We start from the raw sequence: 17,718 nt of genomic DNA, 5'->3' as shown, positions 1-17,718 counted from the left end.
TAGCCAATCAGCGCGCGTTTGCAAAGCGAAACCCCTGGTTTAGCTGGCGTTTTTTAGCTTAAGCCCTGATACAACGTCGGATGACGCTGGCGGTGGCTCTGAAACAGGTAACGGCGCAAGGTATCACGGTTTTGTTTACAGGCGCTGATGCGGGTTGCGAGGATATTATTCTCGCGCCGCACCGGTTCAATACCCAGCCGCAACAGTTGGCCATCGGGCAGGCACAGCGTTAATTCATTGGCTTGCATCAGTTGTTCTGCCGTGTGCAGGCTGTCGGGTTGCAACGCCATACCGCTGCTGGACAACGACAACACCTGTACTTTACCGGCGTATTGTTTATCGCCAAGGCGTAATTCAGGCTCGGCCTGCAACCGCCAGCTGCGCTCGGCACCACAGTATTCCAGTACTTCCGGAATGCCCAGCACCGGATTAGGTTGGCCAAATTCGTCCAATGACATTTCCAGCGGAAACCACAGTTTGTAGTTACCCACTTCGGCTAATAAGGTAAAGGTGGCTTTGCCCAATAACGAGGCAATTAACTGCGGTACTTCAGTGGTAACTGAAATCATATGGTTCAGGCCATCCTGCCCCGCAGGGGCAACCTGAATATTGTCGTCAAACAGCTCGGCAAAAAAGCCGCGCTCTGCGTCTGTCAGTAACACATTCCCTTGCATTTAGCCCTACATCCCTGTGTCATAAAAGTTGCACGAATCTAACATATGCCGGTTTTTTCGGCAATTATTTCTTTGATTAGCTTGATAAAAGTGCAAAACTCAACTAAGAGCGACGTTTAACTGCTAAAGTAGCAAATATAACGGCAAGGACAAACAGCGGGCTTATAATGAATCGCAGACAGTTTATCATTGGTGCGCTTTGCACACCTGTAGTGTTGGTATTGGGGGTTAAAAGTATTGCCACTTTACGGCACTACCCTTTAGGGCAAATGCTGCGCGAGATAAAAGCCTTACCGGCAGACCGGCTCAGCAGCAGCGGTAACTGGAATGTCAGCGAAATTTTTCAGCACTGTGCGCAAAGCATCCGCTATTCGATGACCGGCTATCCGCAGGCTAAACCGGCGTTGTTTCAGCTAACGGCCGGCAAAGCTGCCTTTAACACCTTTGTTGCCAAAGGCAGTATGGATCACCCATTGGATGAAGCCATTCCCGGCGCCCCGGGGTTGGTAAAAGAGGTACCCAACAGCGTGGCGCAAGCAGAGTTAGTCTATGCGCTGGAACAGTTTATTGCATGGCAGGGACGGCTGGAGCCGCACTTTGCTTTTGGTGAGCTGAATAAAATTGATTATTTTAAAGCGCATTATCTGCACCTGCAAAATCACTTAAGCCAAATCAGCCTTAGCTGAAACGGCATGCTCCGACAATGTTGTATCCTGCGTCATATCCGGCGAGCGCCTTTTATTAACAAAAATGGCAGAGCCCTGTTGTTTCTTGGCTTGTTGTTTGGCCGCTGAGGCCAGCGCAGACACATCATGGTGGCTGGTGCACAGCGCCGGATCCGGTCGCGCCAGGCCGATAGAGATACTCAGCAGCGGGTAGAAAGATTCAGCCCCCAGCCGGTCTTTTGCGCTAAAACCCTTATCCAGCAGATGCTGCTCCAGGTAGTAGTGCCTTACGCGCTGATCAAATTCAGCCACGATGCGTTCTGCCACCGCAAGCGGCATGTCGGCAGCAAACAACACAATAAAATCGTCGCCGCCAATATGGCCGACAAAGTCCTGCGTCGGATCCACGGCCGACTGAATGATCTGCGCCAGCAGCTCTATCACTAAATCGCCTTTGCTGTAACCGTACTGATCGTTATAGGGCTTAAAGTTATCAATATCGATATAAGCCACAGTAAAGGCCAAATTGTGCTTCAGCAGTTGGTCAATGCGGGTATTAATCGGCACATTGCCAGGCAGCAATGTTAACGGGTTCGCATAGCGCGCCAGCTGAATTTTATTCTCGCTGATCTGTTTCAACACTTTGCGCACCGAGCCAATACCGTAATATTTAGCATTATCGGTAACAATAAAAAATAAGCCGGCGTCTTCATCTGTTTCGGCACTGAGAATGGCACTGACTTTATCAAGCGACAATTGCCGATCAACGATTAGCGGCGCCTGCTCCATACAATGCTTAACCGGTTTTTTCTCATACAAGGCACGGCCAAACTGATGCGAGAAGCGCTCGTTAATCATGCTGCGACTGACAATCCCCACCGGTACATTGTCGCGATTTACCACAGCGACACAGGGCAGGTTTTTATCGTAACGGAACAAGTCGGCCACTTGCTGCGCCGGGGTATTGTCCGGCACGGCGGCTGTGCGGCTGATCACCGGCTCCAGCGCATCATTCAGCGCCAGGCCTTTATCATCCGTGCGCAGCAATTGCGCCAACTGCAATGCATCGTATTTTAATCTGACATCCGGCCGGCCCAACAAATAACCCTGGCCAAAATCAGCACCTAATTCTTTGCAGGTGATCAGCTCTTCGCTGGTTTCAATACCCTCGGCCACAATAACCGACTGGGTATTTTTCGCCAGCTCAATAATGTTTTTTACAAAGGCTTTTTTTATCGGGTCCAGATGCAGCTGATCGATAAAATAGCGATCTATTTTGACGATATCCGGTTGTAACTCCGACCATAGCCTGAGCCCGGAAAAACCACTGCCTAAATCGTCGATAGCAATTTTAAAGCCGAAGTCACGGTAATGCTTTACCGCACTGATAAACAACCCGGTATCTTCTACCTGAAACTGTTCAGACAGCTCAATAACGATGCGATCCGGCTCCAGTCCGGCTTGCTGAATATATTTCTTGGTCAGGCCGGAGGGATGGTCAGAGGTTAGCAGCAGCAACGGATTGACGTTAAGAAACAGCAAGCCATCTACCTTGGCAGCAGCAAAAGCATTGATGCTTATTTGCCGGCACAGCAACTCCAGCTCTTCAAGTAAGTCAAACGCCTGAGCAGTTTTAAACAGCAGTATCGGCGAGTGCAGCGCACTGTCGGACGGCCCGCGGATCAGCGCTTCATAGCCCCAGACACTGCCGTCACTGAGGGCAACTAAGGGTTGAAACAGCGGAGTAAGCAGTTTATGCGCCAGGATACGCTCAAGCTCGGTACGATGAAAATCACTTAATCCCAAGACAGCCACTCATTTAAATGCAGGTTAATAAAGTCCTATCCAGAGTAATAACAGCAGCCATCCTGACAGAGCGTTATCGTAAAGCCATTGTGTGACTAAAATATGACATAGCTACAGATGTGAAAGCGCTGACATTTCAGTAATAAAAAAGCCACCTTGCGGTGGCTTTGCTGCTTTGCCTGTTAATAAGGCGATAGTCAGCGGTGACTAACGCTAATTACTGGCCTTTAATTTCGCTGCGGCCTTTGTATGGCGCTTTGCTGCCCAGCTCTTGTTCGATACGCAGTAACTGGTTGTATTTAGATACGCGGTCAGAGCGGCACAGTGAGCCGGTTTTAATCTGGCCGGCGGCGGTGCCTACGGCTAAGTCGGCAATAAAGGCATCTTCGGTTTCGCCACTGCGATGTGAAATAACCGCGGTGAAACCGGCATCTTTGGCCATTTTAATCGCAGCCAGAGTTTCGGTTAACGAACCAATCTGGTTAAACTTGATCAGGATAGAGTTACCAATGCCCTGCTCAATACCGCGGGTTAAAATTTTGGTGTTGGTAACAAATAAATCATCACCTACCAGCTGCACCTTGCTGCCGATTTTGTTGGTTAAGTCTTTCCAGCCATCCCAGTCGCTCTCATCCAAACCATCTTCGATGGAGACGATAGGATAACGCTGGCTTAAACCGGCTAAATAGTCGTTAAAGCCATAAGAATCAAAGCTTTTGTTCTCACCGCTTAATACGTATTTGCCGTCTTTGTAAAACTCAGAGGCCGCACAGTCCAGCGCTAAGGTGATGTCTTTATTCATCTCGTAGCCAGCAGCTTTTACTGCCTCAACGATAACCGACAGCGCTTCTTCGTTTGACTTGAGATCCGGTGCAAAACCGCCTTCATCACCGACAGCCGTATTTAAACCGCGCTTTTGCAGCTCTTTTTTCAGGCTATGGAAAATCTCGGCGCCCATGCGCAGTGCTTCGGCGAAGGTTTTGGCGCCTACCGGCTGCACCATAAACTCCTGAATATCCACGTTGTTATCAGCGTGCTCACCACCGTTGATAATGTTCATCATCGGCACCGGCATGCTGTATACACCGGAGGTGCCGTTTAAATCGGCAATGTGCTGGTATAACGGGATTTTTTTATCCGCAGCAGCTGCACGTGCTACCGCTAATGACACCGCCAGAATAGCATTGGCGCCGAGCTTACTTTTGGTTTCAGTGCCGTCTAAATCGATCATGATCTGATCGATTTGCGCCTGGTTGTAAGCGTTTTTGCCTTTTAACGCCGCCTGAATCGCGCCGTCGATATTGGCTACTGCTTTAGTCACGCCCTTACCTAAGTAACGGCTTTTATCGCCGTCGCGCAGTTCTAACGCTTCGCGCGAACCGGTAGAGGCACCGGACGGGGCGCAACCACGGCCCATGGCACCGCTGGCTAAGTACACATCAGCTTCTACTGTTGGGTTGCCGCGTGAATCCATAATTTCGCGGGCGATAATTTTTACGATTTCAGACATGTTAAGTTTCCCTGTTAAAACGAAAAAGCCGTGTGAGGTGACACGGCTTAGCACAAGTTATACGCGTTGCTGCTTCTGCACTTTATACGCCGCGGCGACAAAGGCCTGAAACAGCGGATGACCATCACGCGGTGTCGAGTTGAATTCCGGGTGAAATTGCCCGGCAACAAAGAACGGATGCGACGGTATTTCTATCATCTCTACCAGTTGGTTGTCAGCCGACAAGCCCGACACCACTAATCCTGCCTCTTCTAATTGCGGCCGTAAGTTGTTATTCACTTCATAGCGGTGACGGTGCCGCTCCTGAATAACCGCTTTGGCATAAATTTCACGGGCTTTGGTATTAGCAACAAGGTTACAGTTTTGGCTGCCAAGGCGCATAGTGCCGCCCAAATCAGACTTGTCTGAACGGGTTTCCACTGAGCCGTCGGCATCGCGCCATTCGGTAATTAAACCCACTACCGGGTAAGGTGTATCTTTGTTAAATTCGGTGGAATGCGCATGGCTCATACCCACGACGTTACGGGCAAATTCAATCAGCGCCACCTGCATACCTAAACAGATACCCAGGTACGGCACTTTATGCTCGCGGGCATACTGCGCCGCCAGAATTTTGCCTTCAACGCCGCGCTCGCCAAAACCGCCCGGCACTAAAATACCGTCCAACCCGGCTAAAATGCCAACGCCTTTGCTCTCAACATCTTGTGAGTCGATATATTTAATATGCACGCTAACACGGTTTTTCAGTCCGGCATGACCCAGCGCTTCATTTACCGATTTATACGCATCCGGCAATTCAACGTACTTGCCCACCATACCAATGGTTATTTCGCCGGTTGGGTTCGACTCCTGGTACAGCACCTGCTCCCACTCAACCAGGTCGGCTTCCGGCGCTTCAATGTAAAAACGGCGGCAGACTAAATCGTCCAGGCCTTGTGATTTTAACAGCGCCGGAATTTGGTAAATACTGGAGACGTCTTTTAACGAAATAACCGCTTTTTCTTCCACATTGGTAAACAGCGCTATTTTAGCGCGCTCGTTGGATGGAATTGCACGGTCAGAGCGGCACACCAGAATATCCGGCTGAATGCCGATAGAACGCAGCTCTTTTACCGAATGCTGGGTTGGCTTGGTTTTAATCTCACCGGCAGTGCCTAAATACGGCACCAGCGTCAGGTGCATATACAGCGTGCGCTCGCGGCCCACTTCGGTGCCTAACTGGCGAATGGCTTCTAAAAACGGCAGCGATTCAATATCACCAACAGTACCGCCAATTTCAACGATAGCAATATCGTAGCCTTCAGCACCGGCGACTACGCGGCTTTTAATTTCGTTGGTAATGTGCGGAATAACCTGAATAGTGGCGCCCAGGTAATCGCCACGGCGCTCACGGCGCAATACGTCGGCGTAAATACGGCCCTGAGTAAAGTTATTGCGCTTGGTCATCTTGGTGCGGATAAAGCGCTCATAGTGGCCAAGATCAAGATCGGTTTCAGCGCCGTCTTCGGTAACAAACACTTCGCCGTGTTGAATAGGGCTCATGGTGCCCGGGTCAACGTTAATGTAGGGGTCAAGTTTGAGGATGGTGACCTTCAGACCACGCGCTTCCAAAATAGCTGCCAGTGATGCTGCAGCAATGCCTTTACCTAAGGAGGAAACCACACCACCCGTCACAAAGATATATCTTGTAGTCATGAGACCCCTGAGACAATGTTAATCAATAGATGAATACCAAAACAGAAAAACACCAAGCGCCCGGTGCGTAAACACTGGGGTACAACGGTTGTTCAAGAATTGGTATCAGGACGGGAGGAAAGTATAGCAAAGCGCGCATCGCCACTCAACGTAAAGCTGCTGGCTAATGTGATTTAGTAAAAAAGTTTTTAATCCATCCCCTTGAGTGTAACGCTCACAGTCTCCAGATAAGTAGTAGCAGATGGAAACCATTCGACACCGGCGGGGTCTGTAAGTTATGTATCCCGCCACAGAGTCAACCACAGGAGTAGCCTATGCAAATTCAAGTTCATACAGACCGTCATATCCCGTCAGACGAGCGCTTAGCTGAATTTATCCGCGATACACTGCAAACTAAACTTAGCCGTTTTGCCGATCATCTAACCCGGGTTGAAGTGCATTTAAGTGACGAAAATGGCCAGCAGAAAAACGATGGCAATGACAAACGCTGCCTGTTGGAAGCCCGCTTTGAAGGCTTAGATCCGGTTGCCATAACCGAGCATGCCGCCACTGTTGGCCAGGCGATAACCGGCGCCGCTGACAAAATGCAGCGTAAGCTAAGCTCGGTAGTGGGTAAGTTACGCGATAAACATGTCCGGACGACCAACGCCGAATTTGTTCAGCCGGACGAAGTAAGTTAACGTTTAACTAAATAGGGGCGCAGCACCAGGCTATCAGCTGCGCCCTTTTATTATGCTTTTTTCTTTACCTGCTGCCACAGCGCTTCCATTTCATCTAAGTTAGATTGCTGCGGGCTTTTGCCCTGCTCTGCAAGAGCGTGCTCAACAGCGCGAAAGCGGCGTTCGAATTTACTGTTGGCGGCGCGCAGCACCGCTTCCGGGTCCAGCTTATGTTTACGCACCACGTTAACCAGGGCGAACATTAAATCGCCCAGCTCTTCGGCCAATTCTTCACTACCGGCTTGGGTTTGCTCTACTTCGAGGATTTCTTCTTTTACTTTATCCCAGCAGCCTTCAACATTGGGCCAGTCAAAACCGACATTAGCACAGCGTTTTTGCAGCTTGTAAGCGCGGCTTAATGCCGGCATTGCCTGCGGAACATTATCCAACACACTGTGCTGGCCGTTATCTTTACGCTCGTTACTTTTTAGTGCTTCCCAGTTTTGCAGTACCGTATCGGTATTGAGGGCATCCACGACGCTAATACTACCAACAGCTTTGTCAGAAAAAACGTGCGGATGGCGCCGCTCCAGTTTGTCGCAAATCGCCGCGACGCAATCATCAAATTCAAAGCGGCCTTCTTCTTTGGCGATTTGGGCGTAAAACACCACCTGAAACAGTAAATCGCCCAGTTCATCTTTTAACTCGTCAAAGCTCTCACGCGCTATGGCGTCGGCTACTTCATATGCCTCTTCCAGAGTATACGGTACTATAGTGGCGTAACTTTGTTTTAAATCCCACGGGCAGCCGCTTTGCGGGTCGCGCAAGCGGCTCATAATGCCCAGCAGTCGGGTTATATTATCTGACACGCTAATCCTTTATATTTTAACTGTTACGGATTAATGATGGAAGCGCTTGGCTTCAACCACATCATCTATCTGGCTGATTTTGCTTAATAACTTATTAAGCGAGTCGAGGTTATACAGCTCCATCGTCATATTAATTACCGCGGTTTGCGCTTTAATATCCGAGCTGCTGCTCATCTTGGTAACGTTGGCTTTTTCGTTGGCCAAAATGCTGGTGATGTCCCGCAATAAGCCGTTGCGATCGTGCGCAATAATACGGATATCTACCTCGTAACCGGAGGCGTATTTATCGCCCCAGGTGGCATCTACCACCCGCTCGGGGTGGCTGTCCTGCAGGGTTTTAAACTGGTCGCAGTCATCACGGTGAATAGCAATACCACGGCCCTGGGTAATGTAGCCGATAATGGCATCGCCCGGCAGCGGATGGCAGCAACCAGCCATATGGGTCAGCAGGTTACCCACGCCCTGCACCACAACATCGCTTTTCGCTTTGGTAGAGGGCAACGGTTTGGTAATTAAACGCGGGTCAATTTCCGGTTCATCTTTTACATACTGGCTTTGAATAAAATGCACCACTTGGGTGACTTTAATTTCACCGCCGCCAATGCCCACCAGCAGCTCGTCCATACTGTTAACGTTAAACCGCGTCAGTACCTTAGCCGGATATTCCATCACCAGGTTCAGCCGTGTCAGTTCGGTATCAAGCAGCTCTTTGCCGGCAGCCAGGTTTTTATCGCGGTCTTGCAGGCGAAACCAATACTGCACTTTTGAACGGGCGCGGCTGGATTTTAAGTAACCCAAATGCGGGTTTAGCCAATCACGGCTGGGGTTAGGTTCGCGGCCGGTCAAAATCTCAACCTGATCGCCGGTTTTCATCTGGTAGGTAAAGGGCACAATACGGCCGGACACCTTGGCACCGATACAACGATGACCGACATTAGAATGCACATAATAAGCAAAATCCAGCGGCGTGGAGCCCATCGGTAAATCAACAATATCGCCTTTGGGGGTAAAGACGTAAACACGGTCTTCAATCACCTGGTTGCGCAGCTCTTCGGCTAAATCACTGCTGTCGACCACATCTTCCTGCCATTGCAGTAACTTACGCAGCCAGCCGATTTTTTCATCGTTGGCGCCATCTTTGGCGTTTACTGCACCTTCTTTGTAGCGCCAGTGTGCCGCCACACCAAGCTCCGAGTCTTCATGCATCTGCCGCGTGCGGATCTGTATCTCCACAGGCCGGCCCTGCGGCCCCAACACCACGGTATGAATAGACTGGTAGCCGTTTTGCTTTGGCGTGGCGATATAGTCATCAAATTCTTTCGGCAAATGGCGCCAGCCGGTGTGCACTATACCTAAGGCACCATAACAATCCTGCACCCGCTCGGTAATAATGCGCACCGCGCGGATATCGTACAGCTGATCAAATGCCAGCTGTTTTTTCTGCATTTTTTTCCAGATACTGAAGATATGCTTTGGCCGGCCGTACACTTCTACCGCCAAATTGGCATCTGCCATTTTCTGCCGCACTGAGGCGACAAAATCCTGCATATACTGCTCACGGTCCAGCCGGCGCTCTTCGAGCAAACCGGCAATTTGCTTATACAGTTGCGGGTGCAGGTAACGAAAGGCTAAGTCTTCCAGCTCCCATTTCAGCTGGCCGATACCGAGCCGGTTTGCCAGCGGGGCAAAAATGGCATTGGTTTCTTTGGCGGCCAGTACCCGGGTTTCTTCGTCGGCGTTTTTCACTTCACGCAGGTAACAAATTTGTGCTGCCAGTTTAATTACCACAGCGCGCACATCTTCTACCATCGCCAGTAGCATACGCCGCAGATTGTCGGCCTGCTGCGGGTTAACACTTTGATTTGGCCCGGTAGGAATAGTGCGGATAGCTTCCATTTGCTGCACAGCACGCAACATCACCAGCACATTGGCCGGAAATGCCGGTTCTAACTGTTCCAGGCTGAGTAACCCGGCTTCAAGTTGTGGAAAAAACAGCGCGGCCAGCAATGAGTCGCTGTCCATGCGCAGGTCGGCCAGAATTTCGACCATTTCCCAACCGGTGCGCACTGCAGGCTCCGGCTCTACCAGCTGATGCTGTTTCAGCCACTCTGCTGCGGCCATTAAGCTGCTGATCTTTTTCTCTGTCAGCCCCAGTGAGCATAACCATTCCAGCGTTTCACCACTGTTGTAATCAGTGCTGTGCGACTGGCGAACCCTTACCATGTGCTGTTCCCTCTTTTTACTACCGGCTGAACAACGCCATTAATTCCAGATGACTGGTGTGGGCAAACATATCAACACCACAGATCTTTTCCAAGCTATAGCCGCTTTGCAGCAATACTTTGGCATCACGGGCGAAGGTGGCCGCATTGCACGACACGTACAATATCTGTGCCGGTTTTAGCTTTACAATTTGCTCTACCGCCCCCTGCGCGCCGGCGCGGGCCGGATCCAACAGCACCTTGGTATATTCTGCTTTATTCCAGCGCGCTTTTGGCCACGCCAGATGTAAATCGGCCTGCCAGGCTTCCACGTTGCTAAGACCGTTTAACTTAGCATTGGTTGCCAGTTGTTGCACCATTTTAGCCACGCCTTCCAGTGCATGCACTGTTTTGGCGCGCTGCGCCAGCGCCAGGCTAAAATTGCCGATGCCGGCGTATAAATCCAGCACAGTGTCATTACTGCCAGGCTGCAGCCAGTCCAATGCCTGCGTCACCATCTGCTGGTTTATAGCGGCATTTACCTGAATAAAATCGTCCGGCGAAAATTGCAACGTCAGCTGTTGCTCTGCCAGCCGGTACTGCGGTGTTATTGTAGTATTCCAGTAACTAAACTCGCCGGCCGTCGCTTCGCCCAGCCATATTGCTTCAGGCCAGGCGGCAACAAAGCCCTGCTGCTCAGCTTGTGTCAGCGGTTTAACATGCCGCACTATAACAAAGGCGGTACCGCCGGCCTCTAACACTTCGGCATGGGTTACCGCTGTGGCATCTTTTAATTGCGGCAAGGCTTGGTTTAATGCCGCAAATACCGGTGCTAACAGCGGCGATAACACCATGCAGCTGTCAACAGCAACAATCTGTTTATCGGCATGCTGCCTGAAGCCAACACTAAACCGGCGCTGCTTTTTATCATACCAGATGCCAATCCGTGCACGGCGGCGATAACCACTGCCGGCTGCTGTTAGCATCGGCTGCCACGGCAAAGACGTTAAACCGGTTTGATGACAAATCAGCTTATCAATGCCCTGCTGCTTTAACTCGCGCTGGTTAGCTGCGCTGATATGCTGTAACTGACAACCACCACATTGCGCCGCATACTGACAAGGCGGTGCAATGCGCAATGCTGAGGCTTGCAACACCTTAGTGCTTAGCGCTTTGAGGTAACCTGCTTTATCTTCCGCAACCTTTGCCTGCACCCTTTCGCCCGGTAGTGCACCACTGATAAAAGCAATTTTTTGCTCATGTTTGCTGATGCCATGCACTTCGTAGTCACTGCTATCAATGCTAAATGTCAGTGTTTTACCGGTTAAGCTGGTTTTCGGTTTGGCTTTATAAAGGTTAAGCATGGGTTCTCTATCGGGTTATAGGCAAGTGCGGCCTGATATGTCATTATCAGCACAACAATTATCACTTCTTTGCCTGTATCAATGACGAAAATTGGTTTGCGTTCCTGGTTATTACTGTGCAGCCTGCTACCGGCGCTGCTGGTAAGTGTATTCTGCGCCGGCTATTTTAGCTATGTTCGCTATCAGGAGTTAGCACTTTCTTTAACCGAGCGGGCACGCCATATTGCCCTGCCTTTGGCTATAAGTGCCGAAGACTTACTCAGCCGGCAAAATCACGCGGCGCTGCAGCAACTCGTCGACAGTACACACCGGTTAAATTCCCCCTTGCTGAGCAACATTACGCTGTTTAACGCACAAAACGAGGCAGTGCTGAGCAGCAACCCGCAGCAGTTTTCCAGCAGTTTATCGCTGCCGGATCCCGGCAGCTTACCTGCTACCGGTTTAGTTGTTGCCGGCAGCTATACCGCCGTAGTCTATCAACCATTGCTTAGCAGTCTGGCGCAGGCTGACGGCAGCATGACCGGCAGCAGTGGCTACCTGGTATTGCAATTACCCAAAGCGCAGCTGCGCCTGCAACAGCAAACCCTGCTGCTGCACATTGCCCTACTGGTGTTGCTGTGCCTGCTGGCCGTAATAGTACCCACGCTGTATTTGCTGCGCCGGCTGCACCGGCCGCTGCGCGCTATGCAACACCAGTTGCAGCAGTTGTTAAACGGCCAGACACCAACAGCCGGTGTGCCGGGTATAGTGCGCGAGCTGGCACTGTTACAACAGGATTTAAACCGGCTGGGTGAGCACCTGGCGCATCATGATCAGGAAGTACAACAGCAAATTGAACAGGTTACCAGTGATCTGCAGCAAAGCATGGAGCAGCTGGAAGTACACAATATTCAACTCGATTTTGCCAGGCGCAAAGCGCTGGAAGAAAACCGGCAGAAATCGGAGTTCCTCGCTAAAATGAGTCACGAGCTGCGCACACCACTGAACGGCGTGATTGGTTTTACGCGGCAACTGCTGAAAACACGGCTGTCCAGCAGCCAGCATGATTACTTAACCACTATTCAAAAATCGGCCAACAGCCTGTTGCATCTGGTCAATGACGTGCTGGATTTCTCCCGGTTGGAAGAAGGCCGCTTATCGATCAACCCCGAGCCGTTTTCGCTGCGCGACTTATTAAACGACGCCACCGAACTGTTGGCCGCCAATGCCTTTGATAAGCATCTGGAGCTGGTGTTAATGGTGGAACCGGGCTGCCCGGACGATTTAATAGCCGACCCGGCACGTTTTGCCCAGGTACTGATGAATATTGCCGGCAATGCGATTAAGTTTACCGATCACGGCAGCATTGTTATCCGCGTATCGGCCAGCTTACTGAACGAAGATCAGCTGATCCTGCACTGCTCGGTACAGGATACCGGCCGCGGCATCAGTGAAGAGCAGCAGCATGTGCTGTTTCAGGGCTTTAGCACTAACGAACAGCGCAGCCATCAGTCCGGCTCCGGACTGGGTTTGATGATTTCACAGCGTTTGGTGCAGGCGATGGGTGGCAATATTGGCTTTGAAAGCAAGCCGTCCGAAGGCTCCACCTTCTGGTTTACCATCAGATGTCAGCGCCATCAGCTATCTGTTGCCGACAGCCTGCCGCTGGAGTTGTTGGAAAACAAGCAAATTCTGTACTTTGAGCCACAGCAACACTCACGTGAGGCTACGCTAAGCTTGTTGCACAGCTGGGGCATGCAGGTTACCGCCTGCGCCACCAAAGGCCAGTTACAACAAGCGCTGGCACACCAACAACATTACGACATCGGCCTGATTGGCCGCACTATCGCCATTAACCAGGTTAATCAGGTTACCGCGTTAATTCGCCAGGTAAAGCAGCAGTGCCACCACACTTGCCTGTTGGTGAATACCCTATCGCCGCACTTGCGCGAAACCTTGCTCAGCTCCGGTGCTGATGCCTGCCTGTCCAAGCCGCCGCATTTGCGTAAACTGGCGATGACGCTGGCACAACCCTATGTACAGCAACAGCAGGTAGTTGAGCACAACAGCACGCCGAAAAATGCCAGCCTGAAGGTACTGACGGTAGATGACAACGACGCTAACCTGAAGCTGATAAATACCTTACTGGCCGAGTACGTTGAACATATAGATTCGGCCCGCGACGGTGCGGAAGCCTGGCACAAAGCCACCCAGCACGCCTATGACATTATTTTTATGGACATTAATATGCCGGTGATGGACGGCGTAACCGCCTGCCAACGCATCCGGCAAAGCTCGCTGAACGAGCACACGCCGGTGATTGCCGTTACTGCTCATGCCGTGGACGGCGAGCGCGCCAGGCTGTTAACGCTGGGCTTTAATGAGTTTTTAAGTAAACCGCTGGATGAAAGCATGCTGCACTGTAGCTTGCAGGAGTTTTGCCCGGCCACCAAGTTGCAGGGCCTGGCCAATAACTGGCCGGCCAGCAAACTGGTAGATTGGGCCCTGGCAATGGAAAGAGCCGGCGGTAAATGCAGCCTGATGACCGACATGCTGCAAATGCTGGTGGCGGGTATTACCTCAACCCGCGCCGCTATTCAACAGGCGCTGGTGACGCATGATCACGAGCAGCTGCTGCAACAAATCCATAAGTTGCACGGTGCCTGCTGCTATACCGGGGTGCCGGCACTGAAAAATCTGGCGGAACTGCTGGAAACCCAACTTAAGCAAGGTAAAACACCGGCAGAGCTGGAGCCGGAATTGCTGGAGCTGGATGATGTATTACAGGCGCTATGGCAGGAAAGCCAGCATTGGCCGAAATGGTAACCAGCTTGCCAGGCGGCGGCTATTGCCGCTCGAGAATTACCGTAGCGGCAGCATAGGCCTGCTCGTCGCTGATCGATAACCAAATATGGTTCACCCCCAGGCTTGAGGCCAACTCGGCAGCATAATCGCTCAGTGCCAGTTGTGGTGCCCCCACAGCATTGTTGCTGACACTGATATGTTGAAAGGATACGCCGCGGCCGATGCCGGTGCCCAGCGCTTTGGCCGCCGCTTCTTTGGCGGCAAAACGTTTGGCAAAATAACGCGCGGCTATCGCCGGCTGTTTCTCCGCATGGTCTTGATAAATCGTTTGCTCAGCTAACGTAAGCACCCGCTTAACCAGGCCAGGGCTGCGCGCCAGGCTTTGCTCTATGCGGGCAATTTCAACAATATCGGTACCAAGACCTACAATGGCCATTTAGCGGCGCGCCTCTACCATTAAACGCTTCATCTCACGCACGGCGGCGTCCAGGCCGCTGAACACAGCACGTGCCACGATGGCATGGCCGATATTCAGCTCGTACATCTGTGGTATGGCGGCTATTGGTTGCACATTGTGATAATGCAAACCATGGCCGGCATTAACAATTAAGCCCAGCGACGCAGCAAAAGCGGCAGCATCACTGATCCGCTTTAACTCAGCTGCTTGTTCAGCGCTGTCGGTACTTTCAGCGTACTTACCGGTATGAATTTCAATATAGGGCGCACCGGCTTTGGCGGCGGCTTCAATCTGGCGCTTGTCGGCATCAATAAACAGTGATACCAAAATATTCTGCTGACGCATTTGCGTTACCGCATCGGTAATACGGCTGAGTTGCCCCGCTACTTCCAAGCCGCCTTCGGTGGTTAACTCCTGGCGTTTTTCCGGCACAAAACAGGCAAAATGCGGTTTTAGCTCAGTGGCGATGGCCAGCATTTCATCGGTAACCGCCATTTCAAAATTCAGCCTGGTAGCAATGGTTTGGCGCAGCACAAACACATCGCGATCAATAATATGGCGGCGGTCTTCGCGCAAATGCACGGTAATACCGTCGGCTCCGGCTTGTTCAGCCAACAAGGCGGCATGCACCGGCTCCGGGTAATAAGTGCCGCGCGCCTGGCGCAACGTTGCTACGTGATCAATATTAACGCCAAGAAAAATAGGGTTGTGCATGCCTGACTCCGGATGACAAAATTAAATATTATTCTGCTGCAAATAACGCGCGGCTGGCTAAAGGTTTACTGCCCAGCAAAGGTGCCAGCAGTTGGCGGCTCAGTTGCTTGGCGCAGCGCCTGACGTCGGCATTGTGCCACTGACCCAGCCCGATATGTAACAGCTGCTCGCCACTGTAACCTTTTACAGCAGGTACAAAGCCCAATTCGGTTTGCCACTGATAGCAGCTGTTGCTGCTGATAGCATTGCCAAGCGCATCGTGCTGCCAGTCTATCGGCTGGCCGAGCTCAGTTAACAGCGCAAATTCAAACTCGCGTAAACACGGTTCCAGCTCTGCGCTGCCCTGCTGCACCAGGCTTAGCTGCTGCAGGCTATGCAGATATACGGCAAATAACTGCTCTGCTGCCAGATTATCCGGCCATAAGCGGCATACCAGCTCATTTAAATACATGCCGCTGTACAGCACCTTGCCACTGAACATAAAGGCCGGTGCCGCTTCATCAATACTTTTTACCGTTTTAAGCTCATTCCGCCCGGTTAACTGTAAGCTAAACTGCTGAAACGGCTGCAGCGCCAAACGTTGTTTGCCCTGGCGTTTACGTACCACCGCCGATAACCGGCCCAGCTCAGGCAGTAACAGCTGCAAAATCAGCTTGTCTTCACCCAACTGACGGCTGTGCAAAATAAACCCGGGCCATAGCTCAGCGTGCATAGGCCGCCTTAATCGTCGCCGTAGCCTAAACTGCGCAGCGCGCGCTCATCGTCAGCCCAGCCCGATTTAACCTTAACCCAAACCTGCAAAAATACCGGCTGCTCCAGCATAGAGGCCATATCAATACGTGCCTCGGTAGCAATGGTTTTTATCCGCTCGCCTTTATTGCCGATAACCATGCGCTTTTGGCTTTCGCGCTCTACCAGCACCAGCGCCGCTATGTGGTAGTGTTTCTCTTCCCACTTAAAGCGCTCAATCTCTACTGTTACCGAGTACGGTAACTCGTCACCTAAAAAGCGCATTAACTTTTCCCGCACAATTTCTGCAGCCATAAAGCGCATTGAGCGGTCGGTAACATAATCATCGGGAAAGAAAAACTCGCACGGTGGTAAATGCTTTTGCACTACAGTGCGCAGCGCTTCCACGTTGTCGCCGGTTTCCGCAGACAACGGCACCACATCAATAAAATTCAGTTGGCTGCCAAGCCATTGTAAATGCGGCAGCAAGGTGTCTTTATCGCGGTATAAATCAACCTTGTTCACCACCAATATTACCGGCTTCTTTGACGCTATTAACCGGTTCAACACCATTTGGTCGTCATCGGTCCAGCGGGTGCCTTCCACCACAAACAACACAAACTCCACGTCCAGAATCGAGCTGGCCGCAGCTTTGTTCATCAACCGGTTAATGGCGCGCTTTTCTTCAATATGTAAGCCCGGCGTGTCGACATACACTGTTTGATAATTGTCACGGGTGTCGATACCAACAATGCGGTGGCGGGTGGTTTGCGGCTTTTTCGAGGTGATGCTTACCTTCTGCCCTACCAGCTTATTCAGTAAGGTTGATTTACCCACGTTGGGCCGGCCCACTATCGCCACTAAGGCAGCATAGGTCGGTGTTGTGTCGTTACTTGTCATGCTTAATTTTTTCCAGCGCCATATGAGCGGCGTCCTGCTCTGCCTTGCGGCGTGAACTGCCGGTGGCGGTAAAAGGTGTCATGCCGGCGATAGTACAACGCACGGTAAAGGTTTGCTGATGCGCTTCGCCCACAGTGGCGATAACGTCATATACCGGCAAGGCTAAGCGTAGCCCCTGCAGGTATTCCTGCAACAGGGTTTTTGAGTCTTTCTGCTCGCCGGGCATAATGGTATTCAGCCGGGAGCCAAACCACAGCAGAATGCGCTCTTTGCACGCCGCCATACCGGCATCCAGATAAATAGCACCTAAAATGGCTTCTACCGCGTCGGCTAAAATAGACTCACGGCGAAAGCCGCCGCTTTTCAGCTCACCCGGGCCCAACCGCAGGTGCTCAGATAACTGCAGCTCCTGGGCAATTTCAGCCAGGGTTACGCCCTTTACCAGTGCCGCCCGCATCCGGGTTAGATCGCCTTCGCGCGCTTTAGGGAAGTGTTCGTACAGGGTTTCAGCGATAACTAAGCTGAGCACCGCATCGCCGAGAAACTCCAGCCGTTCATTGTGCTGGCCTTTACAACTGCGATGGGTAACGGCTTGCTCCAGCAGCGCCTCTTGTTGAAACTGATAGCCCAATCGGGCTTGCAGCGGTTTTAACGATTTTTGCATGTCTGTCTCTTAACGGTGAACGCTGTG

General features: G+C 51.5%; 15 protein-coding genes. 3 read left to right on the top strand and 12 right to left on the bottom strand.

What is annotated here, in order from left to right:
- Window positions 1-53: 53 nt before the first annotated feature.
- Window positions 54-674 (bottom strand): hypothetical protein, encoded by a 621-nt coding sequence (locus Q8O77_RS09715; RefSeq protein WP_305552669.1) that lies wholly within the window; start codon window positions 672-674, stop codon window positions 54-56.
- Window positions 675-841: 167 nt separating this feature from the next.
- On the opposite strand from Q8O77_RS09715, the gene Q8O77_RS09710 reads away from it, so the two are divergent.
- On the top strand, window positions 842-1,360 hold the full coding sequence (locus tag Q8O77_RS09710; RefSeq protein WP_305552668.1) for a DUF1569 domain-containing protein: 519 nt from the start codon (window positions 842-844) through the stop codon (window positions 1,358-1,360).
- Here the strand turns inward: Q8O77_RS09710 and Q8O77_RS09705 are convergent.
- The 3 genes from Q8O77_RS09705 to Q8O77_RS09695 form a co-directional block, all read right to left on the bottom strand.
- Window positions 1,337-3,145, bottom strand: a complete 1,809-nt coding sequence (locus tag Q8O77_RS09705; RefSeq protein WP_305552667.1) for a bifunctional diguanylate cyclase/phosphodiesterase — start codon at window positions 3,143-3,145, stop codon at window positions 1,337-1,339. The two genes, Q8O77_RS09710 and Q8O77_RS09705, sit on opposite strands and share 24 nt — an antisense overlap.
- Before the next feature lie 217 nt (window positions 3,146-3,362).
- Entirely contained in the window at window positions 3,363-4,655 is a 1,293-nt protein-coding gene (gene eno, locus Q8O77_RS09700; protein ID WP_068232426.1) for a phosphopyruvate hydratase, read from the bottom strand.
- Window positions 4,656-4,712: 57 nt separating this feature from the next.
- Window positions 4,713-6,350 (bottom strand): CTP synthase, encoded by a 1,638-nt coding sequence (locus Q8O77_RS09695; RefSeq protein WP_305552666.1) that lies wholly within the window; start codon window positions 6,348-6,350, stop codon window positions 4,713-4,715.
- 314 nt (window positions 6,351-6,664) lie between these two features.
- On the opposite strand from Q8O77_RS09695, the gene Q8O77_RS09690 reads away from it, so the two are divergent.
- A complete protein-coding gene (locus Q8O77_RS09690) occupies window positions 6,665-7,030 on the top strand; it encodes an HPF/RaiA family ribosome-associated protein (RefSeq protein ID WP_305552665.1) in 366 nt (121 codons plus the stop codon).
- A 50-nt stretch (window positions 7,031-7,080) separates the two neighbouring features.
- Here the strand turns inward: Q8O77_RS09690 and mazG are convergent, their stop codons facing one another.
- From mazG to rlmD, 3 genes are read right to left on the bottom strand one after another with little or no spacing between them, the layout of a single operon-like run.
- Window positions 7,081-7,878 carry a nucleoside triphosphate pyrophosphohydrolase gene (mazG, locus tag Q8O77_RS09685; RefSeq protein WP_305552664.1) on the bottom strand — a complete coding sequence of 266 codons (798 nt, stop codon included), beginning with the start codon at window positions 7,876-7,878 and terminating at the stop codon, window positions 7,081-7,083.
- 30 nt (window positions 7,879-7,908) lie between these two features.
- On the bottom strand, window positions 7,909-10,101 hold the full coding sequence (relA, locus tag Q8O77_RS09680) for a GTP diphosphokinase (RefSeq protein WP_305552663.1): 2,193 nt from the start codon (window positions 10,099-10,101) through the stop codon (window positions 7,909-7,911).
- 19 nt (window positions 10,102-10,120) lie between these two features.
- A complete protein-coding gene (gene rlmD / locus Q8O77_RS09675) occupies window positions 10,121-11,443 on the bottom strand; it encodes a 23S rRNA (uracil(1939)-C(5))-methyltransferase RlmD (RefSeq protein ID WP_305552662.1) in 1,323 nt (440 codons plus the stop codon).
- Between the two features lie 81 nt (window positions 11,444-11,524).
- Here rlmD and barA point away from each other — a divergent pair, with 81 nt between their 5' ends.
- Entirely contained in the window at window positions 11,525-14,248 is a 2,724-nt protein-coding gene (barA, locus tag Q8O77_RS09670; RefSeq protein WP_305552661.1) for a two-component sensor histidine kinase BarA, read from the top strand.
- A 19-nt stretch (window positions 14,249-14,267) separates the two neighbouring features.
- Here the strand turns inward: barA and acpS are convergent, their stop codons facing one another.
- The 5 genes from acpS to rnc are packed head-to-tail and all read right to left on the bottom strand — an operon-like array spanning window position 14,268 to window position 17,691.
- A complete protein-coding gene (gene acpS, locus Q8O77_RS09665; RefSeq protein ID WP_305552660.1) occupies window positions 14,268-14,663 on the bottom strand; it encodes a holo-ACP synthase in 396 nt (131 codons plus the stop codon).
- Window positions 14,664-15,398: a pyridoxine 5'-phosphate synthase gene (gene pdxJ, locus Q8O77_RS09660; RefSeq protein WP_305552659.1), complete on the bottom strand. Its 735-nt coding sequence runs from the start codon at window positions 15,396-15,398 to the stop codon at window positions 14,664-14,666.
- A 28-nt stretch (window positions 15,399-15,426) separates the two neighbouring features.
- Window positions 15,427-16,110 (bottom strand): DNA repair protein RecO, encoded by a 684-nt coding sequence (gene recO, locus Q8O77_RS09655; RefSeq protein WP_305552658.1) that lies wholly within the window; start codon window positions 16,108-16,110, stop codon window positions 15,427-15,429.
- An 8-nt stretch (window positions 16,111-16,118) separates the two neighbouring features.
- The gene (gene era, locus Q8O77_RS09650; protein WP_305552657.1) at window positions 16,119-17,027 is read right to left on the bottom strand and encodes a GTPase Era; all 909 of its coding nucleotides are present in this window, start codon (window positions 17,025-17,027) and stop codon (window positions 16,119-16,121) included.
- Window positions 17,017-17,691, bottom strand: coding sequence for a ribonuclease III (gene rnc, locus Q8O77_RS09645; protein ID WP_305552656.1), 675 nt, complete (start codon window positions 17,689-17,691; stop codon window positions 17,017-17,019). Before rnc ends, era begins: the two co-directional genes overlap by 11 nt.
- Window positions 17,692-17,718 lie beyond the last annotated feature (27 nt).

The organism is Rheinheimera sp. (assembly GCF_030690345.1).
Taxonomy (GTDB): Bacteria; Pseudomonadota; Gammaproteobacteria; order Enterobacterales; family Alteromonadaceae; genus Alishewanella.
This window is presented reverse-complemented; position numbering and strand designations above follow the sequence as displayed.